Origin of the sequence: Bradyrhizobium sp. S69 (genome assembly GCF_009766005.1) — a bacterium.
In the GTDB taxonomy this organism is placed as follows: domain Bacteria; phylum Pseudomonadota; class Alphaproteobacteria; order Rhizobiales; family Xanthobacteraceae; genus Bradyrhizobium.
In genome coordinates, this window is the sequence record NZ_LMUK01000042.1 from 101,368 (window position 1) to 114,175 (window position 12,808).

General features: G+C 62.4%; 11 protein-coding genes. 6 read left to right on the plus strand and 5 right to left on the minus strand.

Features of this window, described 5'->3' with window-relative positions; translation table 11 throughout:
- Positions 1 to 22: 22 nt before the first annotated feature.
- Positions 23 to 1,696 (plus strand): flavin-containing monooxygenase, encoded by a 1,674-nt coding sequence (locus GSQ88_RS20685; RefSeq protein ID WP_159009604.1) that lies wholly within the window; start codon positions 23 to 25, stop codon positions 1,694 to 1,696.
- A 263-nt stretch (positions 1,697 to 1,959) separates the two neighbouring features.
- On the plus strand, positions 1,960 to 2,853 hold the full coding sequence (gene yghU, locus GSQ88_RS20690) for a glutathione-dependent disulfide-bond oxidoreductase (protein WP_159009605.1): 894 nt from the start codon (positions 1,960 to 1,962) through the stop codon (positions 2,851 to 2,853).
- Positions 2,854 to 2,931: 78 nt separating this feature from the next.
- Here the strand turns inward: yghU and GSQ88_RS20695 are convergent, their stop codons facing one another.
- The 3 genes from GSQ88_RS20695 to GSQ88_RS20705 form a co-directional block, all read right to left on the minus strand.
- Positions 2,932 to 3,546, minus strand: coding sequence for a flavin reductase family protein (locus tag GSQ88_RS20695; RefSeq protein ID WP_159009606.1), 615 nt, complete (start codon positions 3,544 to 3,546; stop codon positions 2,932 to 2,934).
- Positions 3,547 to 3,717: 171 nt separating this feature from the next.
- Complete coding sequence (locus GSQ88_RS20700; protein WP_159009607.1) at positions 3,718 to 4,992, minus strand: acyl-CoA dehydrogenase family protein; 1,275 nt, start codon at positions 4,990 to 4,992, stop codon at positions 3,718 to 3,720.
- 286 nt (positions 4,993 to 5,278) lie between these two features.
- Entirely contained in the window at positions 5,279 to 6,058 is a 780-nt protein-coding gene (locus GSQ88_RS20705) for an SDR family NAD(P)-dependent oxidoreductase (protein WP_159009608.1), read from the minus strand.
- 219 nt (positions 6,059 to 6,277) lie between these two features.
- Here GSQ88_RS20705 and GSQ88_RS20710 point away from each other — a divergent pair, with 219 nt between their 5' ends.
- The 3 genes from GSQ88_RS20710 to GSQ88_RS20720 are packed head-to-tail and all read left to right on the plus strand — an operon-like array spanning position 6,278 to position 8,499.
- Positions 6,278 to 7,069: an enoyl-CoA hydratase/isomerase gene (locus GSQ88_RS20710; RefSeq protein WP_159009609.1), complete on the plus strand. Its 792-nt coding sequence runs from the start codon at positions 6,278 to 6,280 to the stop codon at positions 7,067 to 7,069.
- Between the two features lie 5 nt (positions 7,070 to 7,074).
- Positions 7,075 to 8,058: a phosphotransferase family protein gene (locus GSQ88_RS20715; RefSeq protein WP_159009932.1), complete on the plus strand. Its 984-nt coding sequence runs from the start codon at positions 7,075 to 7,077 to the stop codon at positions 8,056 to 8,058.
- 60 nt (positions 8,059 to 8,118) lie between these two features.
- A complete protein-coding gene (locus tag GSQ88_RS20720) occupies positions 8,119 to 8,499 on the plus strand; it encodes a DUF6285 domain-containing protein (protein WP_159009610.1) in 381 nt (126 codons plus the stop codon).
- A gap of 166 nt (positions 8,500 to 8,665) precedes the next feature.
- On the opposite strand, the gene GSQ88_RS20725 is transcribed toward GSQ88_RS20720, so the two are convergent.
- On the minus strand, positions 8,666 to 9,445 hold the full coding sequence (locus GSQ88_RS20725) for an enoyl-CoA hydratase-related protein (protein ID WP_159009611.1): 780 nt from the start codon (positions 9,443 to 9,445) through the stop codon (positions 8,666 to 8,668).
- A gap of 277 nt (positions 9,446 to 9,722) precedes the next feature.
- Here GSQ88_RS20725 and GSQ88_RS20730 point away from each other — a divergent pair, with 277 nt between their 5' ends.
- Positions 9,723 to 10,997: an acyl-CoA dehydrogenase family protein gene (locus GSQ88_RS20730; RefSeq protein ID WP_159009612.1), complete on the plus strand. Its 1,275-nt coding sequence runs from the start codon at positions 9,723 to 9,725 to the stop codon at positions 10,995 to 10,997.
- 178 nt (positions 10,998 to 11,175) lie between these two features.
- Here the strand turns inward: GSQ88_RS20730 and GSQ88_RS20735 are convergent, their stop codons facing one another.
- Entirely contained in the window at positions 11,176 to 12,753 is a 1,578-nt protein-coding gene (locus GSQ88_RS20735; protein ID WP_159009613.1) for a fatty acid--CoA ligase, read from the minus strand.
- Positions 12,754 to 12,808: the final 55 nt, after the last annotated feature.

Genomic DNA, 12,808 nt, shown 5'->3' on the forward strand with positions numbered 1-12,808 from the left:
AATCCCGTGGGAGTTTCCATCGATGTCCGCCTCATTATCCGTTCCCGGTCAATCCTCCGAAGCCTACGACGCCATCGTGGTCGGTGCCGGTTTCGCCGGAATGTACATGCTGCACCGGCTGCGCCAGCAGGGGCTGTCGGTGCGGGTCTACGAGCAGGGCGACGGCGTCGGCGGCACCTGGTACTGGAACCGTTATCCGGGGGCGCGCTGCGATGTCGAGAGCATGCAATATTCCTATTCGTTCTCGGACGAACTGCAGCAGCAATGGGACTGGAGCGAGCGCTACGCGCCGCAGCCCGAAATCTTGAAATACGCCAACCACGTCGCCGATCGTTTTGATCTGCGGCCGGACATTCAATTCAGCACGCGCGTCGAACAGGCCGTGTTCGATGAAAGCACCGACCGCTGGTCGGTCACCACATCCGCGAATGGCAAAACCAAAACCGTGACCGCGGCCTACGTCATTCTGGCGACCGGCTGCCTCTCGAATGCGCGAATGCCCGATATCAATGGCCTCAAGGATTTTAAAGGCGAGGTCTATCATACCGGTCATTGGCCGCATCATCCCGTCGATTTTACTGGCAAGCGCGTGGCGGTGATCGGCACCGGGTCATCGGCACTCCAGTCGGTACCCGTCATCGCGGCGCAAGCGAGCCATCTCACGGTATTTCAGCGCACCGCGAATTTTTCGATTCCGGCACGCAACGCGCCGCTGACGCCGGAGGAGCGCGATGCGTTCCGCTCGAACTATCCGGAGATTCGCCGCATCGCCCGCGAGGACATGCGCAACGGCATCTATCAGGAGATACCCGATCGCGGTGCGCTCGATGACGGCGACAATGAACGCCACGCCAAATATGAGACGCGATGGTCCAAAGGTGGCCTGACCTTCATGGGCGTCTACAACAACCTGGTGCTCGACCAGGCCGCCAACGACACCGCCGCCAGTTTCGTCCGCGACAAGATCGCCGAGATCGTCAGCGATCCGCACACGGCAAAGCTGCTGCAACCCAACGATCATCCGATCGGCTCAAAACGCATCTGCGTCGATACTGATTATTACGCGACGTTCAATCGGGCGAATGTCACGTTGGTCGATATCAGGGATGGCGGCATCGGCGAGATATTGCCGAATGCGGTGCGCGCCGGGGCTAAGGATTACGAGGTCGATGCGCTGGTGCTGGCGACCGGCTTTGACGCGATGACCGGGTCGGTTGCCAAGATCGACATCCATGGCCGGGGCGGCAGGACGCTGAATCAGAAATGGGCCGAGGGCCCGCGGACCTATCTCGGCCTGATGAGCGCAGGATTTCCCAATTTGTTTGTGATCACCGGCCCCGGCAGTCCGTCGGTGCTGTCCAACATGATCGTTTCGATCGAGCAGCATGTCGACTGGATCGCCGATTGCGTCGGCTATATGCGCGCGCACGGGTTTGCGGCGATGGAAGCGGAGACTGACGCCGAGGACAGGTGGGTCGCCCATGTCAACGAGGCCGCCTATGCCACACTCTATCCGCAGGCCAATTCCTGGTACATGGGCGCCAACATCCCGGGCAAGCCGCGGATCTTCATGCCCTATATCGGCGGCGTCGGTGCCTATCGCCAGATCTGCAACGACGTCGCAGCCAAGGGCTATCAGGGGTTCAGGATGACCGGTGCGGAGCGGCCGAAGCGGGCGGCGGCTGCGGCGTCATAAACGCCGTCATTGCGAGCCAACGGGTCGGGCGAACGCCCGCCCGATGACAGGCTCCGCGAAGCAATCCAGAGCAACAAGAAAGAACTGGATTGCTTCGTCGCAAGAGCCTCGCAATGACGAAAATGCGAAGTTCAGCGCTCCCGTAGGGTGGGCAAAGCGTAGCGTGCCCACCATATGCCATTCGAACGCTCGGCGGTGGGCACGGCGCGAGTGCGCCTTTGCCCACCCTACAAGTTAACTCGTTCCTCCTGGAGCCCATCCGAATGACCGACGCGCCCGTCACTGACCCATCCGCCTATACGCCGCCCCAAGTCTGGACCTGGAACAAGGAAAGCGGCGGCCGGTTCGCCAGCATCAACCGCCCGATCGCGGGGGCGACCCACGACAAGGAGCTGCCGGTCGGCAAACATCCGTTTCAGCTCTATTCGCTGGCAACCCCGAACGGCCAGAAGGTCACCATCATGCTTGAGGAGCTGCTGGCGGCCGGGCATAAGGGCGCCGAGTACGATGCATGGCTGATCAAGATCGACGGCAATCAGTTCGGCAGCGGCTTTGTCGACGTCAATCCGAACTCCAAGATCCCGGCGCTGATGGACCGCAGCGGGCCGACGCCGATAAGGGTGTTCGAATCCGGATCGATCCTGCTGCACCTTGCCGAGAAGTTTGGCGCATTCCTGCCGGCGAGCGGCCAGGCGCGGGCGGAATGCCTGTCATGGCTGTTCTGGCAGATGGGCAGCGCGCCTTATCTCGGCGGCGGCTTTGGGCATTTCTATGCCTACGCGCCGACCAAGATCGAATACGCCATCGACCGCTTCGCGATGGAGGTCAAGCGCCAGCTCGACGTGCTCGACCGGCGCCTTGCCGACAATGAATATCTCGCAGGCCACGACTACACGATCGCCGACATCGCGGTCTGGCCGTGGTACGGCGGCCTGGTGAAGGGCTTGCTGTACGGCGGCGGTGAATTCCTGTCGGTGCAGGACTACAAGAACGTGCAGCGCTGGACCGACGCCATCGCCAAGCGCCCCGCCGTCAAACGTGGCCGCATCGTCAATCGGATTTCCGGCGATCCCGCCAGCCAATTGCACGAGCGCCACGACGCCGGCGATTTTGACACCCGGACGCAGGACAAGATCGGCGAGCCCACGAAGGCGTGATGGCGTAGGGCGGATTAGCGGAGCGTAATCCGCCGCTCACCGGCAATGAAATGGCGGGTTACGCTTCGCTGACCCGCCCTACCGCTTCGCACCTTCCGCCGCCGGAAATACGATGCGGTCGTCAGTGCGGCAGTAGCGATCGGCGAACATCCGGCCGATCGGGTGGTAGCGCTCCATGTGCACGCGCATCGCCGCCGGGTCCCATAATTCGTCGCGGATATGGAAATTAATGCCTTCGCCCATGATCAGCAGCCGGTCGCTGTTGACGTCGATGGTCTTCCAGGTTTTGCACTCCATCGCCCAGGGCGCGTCGGCCAATCGCGGCACCGCGATTCTGCTCGATGGCGCGAGCTTGAGCCCGAGATAATCGGGCTCGCCGATCTCCGGTGGAAAATCGCCGCTCGATTCGTGCATCGCCTGCGCCAGCGGCTCGTCGGTCATGTTGACGACAAACTCATTGGTGCGTTGGATATTGGCCACCGTGTCCTTGATCAGGCCGTCCGGCGCCAGATTGGCGGCGAACATGCAGAGCGGCGGATCCTCGCAGAACACGTTGAAGAAGCTGAACGGGGCGGCATTGACCACGCCGGTGGGACCGATCGTGGTCACCCAGGCGATCGGCCGGGGCAGCACGAACGATGCCAGCAATTTATAGCGCTCGCGCGGCGTGAGGTCGGCAGGGGCGTATTGCATTGGAAAGGCTCCGGTAGGTGGGCACGGCGCGAGCGCCTTTGCCCACCCTACGAGCCAGTCTCCGTCATTGCGAGCGTCAGCGAAGCAATCCAGGGCCGCAAGAAAAGACTGGATTGCTTCGTCGCTGGCGCTCCCGCAATGACGGCTGCGGCCACTTTCGGGAGTAGACGCCTACGGCATGCTCAGTTCGTGCCGGCCGACCACCATCCAGTGCACTTCATCGGGGCCGTCGGCAAACCGCAGATGCCGCACGTCCTGGTACATTTCGGCCAGCGGCGTCCATTGCGAGATGCCGGTGGCGCCGTGCATCTGGATCGCCTGGTCGATCACCTTGCAGGTGCGCTCGGGCACCATGGCCTTGACCATGCTGACCCAGATCCGCGCTTCCTTGTTGCCGAGCACGTCCATCGCCTTGGCGGCTTTCAGCACCATCAGCCGCATCGCCTCGATTTCACAGCGGGCCTGCGCGATGATCTGAAGATTGCCGCCGAGATGGGCGATCTTCTTGCCGAAGGCTTCACGCGTCAGGCCGCGCGACACCATCAGGTCGAGCGCCTTTTCCGCCTTGCCGATGGTGCGCATGCAATGATGGATGCGGCCCGGCCCGAGCCGGACCTGTGAGATTTCAAAGCCGCGGCCTTCGCCGAGCAGGAGGTTCTCCTTGGGCACGCGCACATTGTTGAAGCGCAGATGCATGTGGCCGCGCGGCGCATGATCGTGCCCGAACACATGCATCGGTCCGAGGATCTCGACGCCGGGCGTGTCCTTGGGCACCAAAATTTGCGATTGCTGCTTGCTGGGGGCGGCGTCCGGATTGGTCTTCACCATCACGATCATGATCTTGCAGCGGGGATCGCCAACGCCCGAGATGTAATATTTCTCGCCGTTGATCACCCACTCGTTGCCTTCGAGCTTGGCGGTCGTCGAAATGTTCTTGGCGTCGGAGGAGGCGACATTGGGTTCGGTCATCGCATAGGCGGAACGGATTTCGCCGGCCAACAGCGGCTTCAGCCACTTCTCCTTCTGCTCCTTGGTGCCGACCCGCTCCAGCACTTCCATGTTGCCGGTGTCCGGCGCCGAGCAGTTCATGGTTTCCGAGGCCAGTGGATTTTTCGCGAGCTCGACCGCGATATAGGCGTAGTCGAGATTCTTCAGCCCCTGGCCGGTCTCGTCATCGGGCAGGAAGAAATTCCACAGGCCCTCTTCCTTGGCCTTTGCCTTGGCCTTGCCCAGCACCTCGAGCTGGCCGTCGGTAAAACTCCAGCGGTCGGTCTTGCCCTCGCCGAGCCGGTAAAACTCGACCGACATCGGGTCGACGGTTTCCCGGATGAATTTCTTGACGTGCTCATAGAGCGGCCGGACCTCGTCCGACATCCTGAGATCGTTGAGCTCTTCGCCGGGATTGAGGTTATAGGTCGTGGTTCGCGGCACGTAGGCGTGTTTCATCGGGTTCTCCCTTTGGCGCAGTTGTTCGGCGCAGGTTGTTGTCGGGGGCGCGCGCTCAGCGCTCGTTAGAGGCAATGTAGACGGCGGCGAGGGCCCTGCACAAGCGGCGATGGTGCGGCTTTTTCCGCGTGACGGGAAGTTACCTGACGTCATCGCCCGCGAAGGCGGGCGATCCAGTATCCCAGAGCGCTCGTGATGGAATCGAAAAGATACGGCGTACTGGATACCCCGCCTTCGCGGGGTATGACGGTGTTTGGTGGGGCGGCACTTCGCGCCGCACGAACGATCAAAACGCGGTATACCCGCCATCGATCACAAAACAATCCGCGGTGTGATAGCTCGACGCCTTGCTCATCAGATAGACCGCGATGCCGCCGAAATCGGAGGGCTCGCCGAACCGCCGCACCGGAATCCGCGGCATCACGTTGGCGACGAACTTGTCATTGGCCATGATGCCGGCGGTCATGTCGCTCTTGATCCAGCCGGGCAGGATCGCGTTGGCGGTGACGCCGTAGCGCGCCAGTTCGACGGCAAGCGCGCGGCACAGCGCGTTGAGCGCAGCCTTGGTGCCCGCATAGTGCTCGTTGCGCGCGGTGCCGAACAGCGAGGCGAGGCTTGAGGTCGCTACCAGTCGACCAAAGCCGTCGCCGGCTTCGGCGCGCTCGGTCATGTGGCGCGCGGCGGCCTGGAACACGTGGAACACGCCGTCGAGATTGGTCGCGAACATCTTGCGCCATTCCTCTTCGGTGCGGTCGATGAAGGCGCGCCGTCCGCCGCCACCGATGCCGGCATTGGCAAAGCAACCGTCGACCCGGCCGAAATGATCGAGTGTCGCCTTCATTGCGGCCTTGACCGAGGCGGGATCGCTGACGTCGCAGATGCGGGTGTCGATCTTGCCGGGACCCGCGGCCATGCTGGCCGCGGCGCTTGTGTTCTTGTCGGCGTTGCGGCCCCAGATCGAGACATTGCAGCCGGCGGCATTCAGCGCCTGCGCGATGCCAAGGCCGATACCGCCATTGCCGCCGGTGATCACGGCGACGCGGCCCGAAAGATCGAAAATGCTCATGCGCGTTTCCATTTCCTTATTATGTGGCCTGCGTTCCATAGCGTTTTCGAGCGAAGTGGCTACCGGTTCGCGTGAAGAAAACGCGGTAAAAACAAAAGCAGGCCGATGTTCTGAGCCAACCATGGACAAGGCCGTCCGAAAAATCAAATATGGCCCGGAGAGTTCGGATCACAGCCACCGCGGAGCCAATCACGCGGGCCCAAACCCAAAGAGGAAACCATGCAGTTCAAGCACGTCACGCTGGAGTTCGACGGCCACGTTGCCGTCCTGAAACTCGACCACCAGGAAGTCATGAACGCGGTCTCGATCGACATGCTCGGCGGCCTTGCCGAGGCGCTCGACGCGATCGAGGACAAGCGCGGGGAAGTGCGCTGTCTGGTGCTGACCGGCGCCGGACGCGCGTTCTGCACCGGCGCCAACCTTCAGGGCCGCAATAACCAGAAGCCGGGCAAGAGCAACGCCGGGGCGGCGCTGGAAACCGCGTTCCATCCGTTCCTGCGGCGCCTGCGCAATCTGCATTGCCCGATCGTGACCTCCGTCAACGGGCCCGCCGCCGGCGCCGGGATGAGTTTTGCGCTGATGGGCGATATGATCCTGTGCGCGCGCTCGTCCTATTTCCTGCAAGCGTTCCGCCGCATCGGCCTAGTGCCGGATTGCGGTTCGACCTGGATCTTGCCGCGGCTGATCGGCAAGGCGCGGTCGGTGGAGCTGTCGCTGATGGGCGAGCGGCTGCCGGCGGAGAAGGCGCTGGAATGGGGGCTGGTCAACCGGGTCCATGACGATGCGGCCTTGATGGAAGAGACCATGAAGCTCGCGCATGATCTGGCGAACGGTCCGACGGTGGCGCTGTCGCTGATCCGGAAACTCTATTGGGACAGCCCGGAAAATTCGTTCGAGCAGCAGCTCAACCTCGAATTCGAGTCGCAGCGTACCGCGGGCTCGACGGTGGATTTCAAGGAGGGCGTCACCGCGTTCCTGGAAAAGCGCCCGGCGAAATTCCACGGTAAATGAATGAGATGATCGAAGCCGAACTCGGACGCTGTGTCGCCTCCTGGGTTCCAGGCGCGACCGGCGTCGGCGGCGCCGAAAAACTGTCCGGCGGCGCCAGCCAGGAGACCTGGTCGTTCGACATCCTGCATCCCGACGGCAACATCGGCGCCATCCTGCGCCGTGCGCCACCGGGTTATGGCGCGTCGCCGTCGCGCGCGGCCGGGCTCGATGCCGAGGCAACGCTGATGCAGCTTGCCCACGCCGCCGGCCTGCCGTCGCCGGAGGTGATGGGTGTGTTGCAACCGCAGGACCAACTCGGAATTGGTTTCGTGATGCGGCGGATCGCGGGCGAGACCATTGCGCGCAAGATCCTGCGTGACGCGCAATTCGCTGGCGCGCGTCCGCTGCTGGCGCGTCGGCTCGGTGAGGTCGCGGCCGGCATCCACGGACTGGACGCGGCGAAATTGCCCGAGTTGCGCACGATGAGCGCGACCAAGGAGATCGCGGATCTCGAGCGGGAATACCGCGGGTTCAATTGGCCGCGCCCGGTGTTCGAGCTGGCATTACGTTGGCTGCGTGAGCGCGATCCGGGTCAGTCGGACGAGGTGACGCTGGTGCATGGCGATTTCCGCCATGGCAATCTCATCATCGGTCCGGACGGTTTGCGCGCGGTGCTGGATTGGGAACTGGCCCATCTCGGCGATCCCATGGAGGATCTCGGCTGGATCTGCGTCAATTCGTGGCGCTTTGGCGAGATCGACAAGCCGGTCGGTGGTTTTGGGTCGCGCGAGGAATTATTCGCCGGCTACGAGGCGGCGGGACGCAAGGTCGATCCGGATCGCGTGATGTTCTGGGAAGTGATGGGCACGCTGCGCTGGGGCGTGATGTGCTGCGGCATGATGCAGCGCTTTCGCGCCGGCCCCGATCATTCGATGGAGCGCGCCATGATCGGGCGCCGGTCGTCGGAGACCGAGATCGATCTGTTGCGGTTGTTGGCGCCGCGGGCATGATCCCAAAAAGTGGAATCCGGTTTTTGGATCAGATCATGCCCAATATAAAGGGGAGTTGAGATGCAGGACGAACCGACACCTGGCGAATTGATCAAAGCGGTCGCGGACTTCCTGCGCAACGAGATCGCGCCCGTCATCAAGGGCCACAACGCCTTCAAGCTGCGCGTCGGCATCAACGCGCTTGATCTGGTGACGCGACAACTGGCGCTGCAGCCGGCCAGTGACGCCGCGGAAACCGCGCGGCTGAGGCAATTACTCGGCGCCGACGGCTCGCTGGTGGAGCTTAACCTCGCGCTGTCGGAGAGGATTGCAAAGGGCGAGGTCGATCTGCAAACGCCTGAGCTGTCCAACCATCTCTGGCAAACCACGATGGACAAGCTCGCCGTCGATCAGCCGAATTACGCGTCGTATAAGAGGGAATTCGAGAATAAGAATGGTTAGCGCCGCCTTTCACTTTCGTCATTCCGGGGCGTGCGAAGCACGAGCCCGGAATCCATAACCCCTGTGTTGTTGTTCGGTACTAGACGTGGACACAGGGAGTATGGATTCCGGGCCTGCGCAAGAGCGCATCCTCAGGTACGCAATTGCGTACCGGGGAATGACTACGTCACTTCCCCACCCATTTCGGCGCGCGCTTCTCCGAGAATGCCTTGGGGCCCTCGATGTAGTCCTGCGACGCGGCCATCGCCTTCACGGCCGGATATTCGCGCTGCTCGGTCATGGCCTGCTCCAGCGAAACCGCGAGGCCTTTTTCGATCGCCTGCTTGGAGGCGCGGATCGACATCGGACTGTTCTTGGCGATGGTCTCGGCCCAGCGCTCCGCGGTCTCCATCAGTTGATTGAGCGGGACCACTTCGTTGACGAATCCGAGCTCAAGACCTTCCTTGGCCGAGACGTGGCGCGCGGTCAGGATCATGCCCATGGCGCGCTTCAGCCCGATCTGTCGCGGTAGCCGCTGCAATCCGCCGGCGAGCGCTGCGAGGCCGACGCGCGGCTCGGGCAGCGCAAACGTGGCGTTGTCGGAGGCGATGATGAGATCGCAGGCCAGGGCTACTTCAAAACCGCCGCCCATCGCGACGCCGTTGACGGCGGCGATGATCGGCTTGTCGCAGTCGAACCGCGACGTCAGTCCGGCGAAGCCGCCTTTGTCCCAGCCGCGCTTGCCGCCCGCGGCCTGCCATTTCAGGTCGTTGCCGGCGCAGAACGCCTTGTCGCCGGCACCGGTGACGATCGCCACCCATTGTTCCGGATCGGCGGCGAAATCGTCGAACACCTTGTTGAGTTCGAAATGCGCGTCGATATGCAGCGCGTTGTACACTTCCGGGCGCGACAGCGTCACCGTCGTGATCGGGCCCTTGCGCGTCACCTTGGAGAATTTCAGGTCCATGTTGGCTCCCATTGTGGTTTGCTCCCGTTGTGTTCTGTCGCGGTGTCTGCCGCGCGATTTTCCGCCGCGCGGCTTTTTCTGCGGCGAGGAATTTCGTAGCAATAGTAGCGTGGCCTCGGCCTGCGATGCCATCCAATTACGCCGGCAGGCTCCGCGCCACAAGCCGCGGTGGCTGGCTTGACTTAACTTGACTTGGGGCCGGTCTTCTCAGCTTAATCGAGTGAGCGGCCCCGATGATAACAGGCGCTGCCAAAAAAGATAAAGTGGAGGAACTGCCTTGGATTTCGCATTGCCGGCCGACCTTGTCGCCTATCTCGATGAACTCGATCGCTTCATCGCGCGCGAGATCAAGCCTCTGGAAGAGGCCGACGACAACATCCGTTTCTTCGACCACCGCCGCGAATGGGCACGCACCGATTTCGATCAAGGCGGCCTGCCGCGGCATGAATGGGAAGCGCTGTTGCGAAAGGTCAAAAATCTGGCCGACGCCGCCGGCCATCTGCGTTTCGCGATCCCGAAGCGTTATGGCGGCAAGGACGGTTCCAATCTCTGGATGGCCGTGATCCGCGAGCATTTTGCGTCGAAGGGGCTTGGCCTGCACAACGATCTGCAAAACGAGCATTCGATTGTCGGCAATCTGCCGCTGGTGACCATGCTCGACCGCTACGGCCGCGACGACCAGAAGGCGATGATCGACGGCTCCATCACTGGCAAATACCGCATCACGTTCGGTCTCACCGAGCCCGAACACGGCTCGGACGCCACCCACATGGAAACCCGCGCGGTGCAGGCCACCCGTGACGGCGTTGCGGGATGGGTCATCAATGGCGAGAAGATGTGGACCACCGGCATGCATATCGCCAGCCATTGCGCGCTGTTCGCGCGCACGTCGGGCAATGACGGCGATGCGCGCGGCATCACCTGCTTCCTGGTGCCGGCCGACAGCAAAGGCGTCAAGATCGAGGAATATATGTGGACCTTCAACATGCCGACCGATCATCCGCGGGTCAGCTTTACCGATGTGTTCGTGCCCGACGATGCGCTGTTCGGCGAGATCGGACGTGGATTGTCGCTGGCGCAATGTTTTGTCCATGAGAACCGCATTCGGCAGGCCGCGAGTTCACTCGGCGCGGCGGTGTATTGCATCAATGAAAGCGTCAAATATGCGCGCGAGCGAAAGCCGTTCGGCAAGGCGCTGGCCGAGAACCAGGCGATCCAGTGGCCGCTGGTGGAACTCGCGACGCAGGCGGAGATGTTACGGCTGTTGATCCGCAAGACCGCGTGGGAAATGGATCAACTGACCCAGGCACAGGTCGAGCACACGCTGTCCGACAAGGTTTCGATGTGCAACTTCTGGGCAAACCGGCTGTGTTGTGAATCCGCCGACCGCGCCATGCAGGTCCATGGCGGCATGGGCTACTCGCGCCACAAGCCGTTCGAGCACATCTACCGCCATCACCGCCGCTACCGCATCACCGAAGGCAGCGAGGAAATCCAGAAGCGCAAGGTCGCGGGATTTTTGTTCGGGTATATGGGGGCGGGGAAGCATTGAGGGGGAGTTTCAATGCACCGCGCCGCTTAAATGTGCGCGTCGTCCCCGCGAAGGCGGGGACCCATACGCCGTGTCACTCGTGTTCGGGAAAGCAATCGTGGCCTTGTTAAGTCGCTGTGCCGTAGCCGCAAGCGCCAGGGGTTATGGGTCCCCGCCTTCGCGGGGACGACGGATCCCCTCAATTCACCTGTCGATCTTTGCCCTCCCAATACGGATCGCGCAGATGCCGCCGCAGGATCTTGCCTGACGCGTTGCGCGGCAAGGCTTCGATGAAGTCGACGGTCTTCGGCGTCTTGAAGCCGGCGATGCGTTCGCGGGTGAAGTTGATGATGTCGGTTGAGGTCGCGGTCTTGCCCGATTTCATCACCACGATCGCCTTGACCGCTTCGCCCCATTTATCGTCGGGAACGCCGACCACGGCGACTTCGGCGACATCGGGGTGGTCGCAGATCGCGCTCTCGACTTCGGCGGGGTAGATGTTTTCGCCGCCGGAGATGATCATGTCCTTGATACGGTCGTGGATATAGAGGTAGCCGTCCTGGTCCATGTAACCGGCGTCGCCGGTGCGCAGCCAGCCGTCGGCTCCAAGCGTTCGGGCCGTGGCCTCCGGCAGATTCCAGTAGCCGGCCATGTTGGAGCCGGAACGCGTGGCGATTTCACCGACTTCACCGGTCGGCAATTTGTTGCCGGCGGCATCGAGGATCGCAAGCTCAACGCCGGGCAGCGCCTTGCCGGCTGAACGCATGCGGTCCAGTCCCTCGATATGGTCTTCCGGCGGCAAAGCGACGATGGTGCCGGTGGTTTCGGTCATGCCGTACATCTGCACGAAGCCGCATTTGAAGACGTCGATGCATTCCTTCAGCAGCGCTGCGGGAATCGGCGAGGCCCCATAGAGCATGTATTTCAACCGCGAGAAATCGACCTGCCGCGCGCGCGGCTGCCGCACCACGAACTGCATCGCGGCGGGCACCATGAACAGTTTTGTGATTCCGGATTGCTCGAAGAAATCCAGCACTTTGGTCGGATCGAATTCCCGGGCGATCACGCCGGTGGCGCCGTGATAGACGCCGAGCGTGCCCCAGCCGGAGCCGCCGATGTGGAAGATCGGCATCGCGACCAGCGAGACGTCGTCCTCGTTCCATGTGTTCCAGGCCGGCCGCTCAGCGCCGCCGGCGCGCACCAGATTGAGGAAATTGGCGTGCGACAGCATGGCGCCCTTTGGCTTGCCCGTGGTGCCGGAGGTATAAAGCTGGATCGCGATGTCCTTCGGGCTGATCTCGACCCTCGGATCGTCGCCGCTCTGGGCGTCGCGCCATTTGGCATAATCCTGCCATTCCGGCGCGCCGCCTTCCGTGGTGATGATGGTGCGGACGCTGGGCAATTGCGCCCGTATGTTATGAACCTGGGTGATGAATTCGGGGCCTACGAACAGCACCGGCGCCTTGCAGTCCTCGACGATGAAGGCGATCTCGGGCCCGGCGAGGCGCCAGTTCACCGGCGCCATCACGATGTTGGCTTTCATGGCGCCCAGCAGCAGCTCGAAATAGAAGTCGCTGTTCTTGCCGAGATAGGCGATGTGTTCATGCGGTTTGACGCCAAGCGCGCGCAGCGCATTGGCGACGCGATTGGTGTTGATATCGAGTTCGACAAAACTGGTCCGGCGTCCCTCGAATTCGAATACGGTGGCATTACCGCGGGTCTTGGCCCGCGAACGCACCATATCGGCAAGGTTTTGCCAGTCCTCTGCGTTGGACATGATTCCCCCTGGAAGACGTTTGTTGTTTTTTATCGGCGGCTGTCGTCCCGGCCTC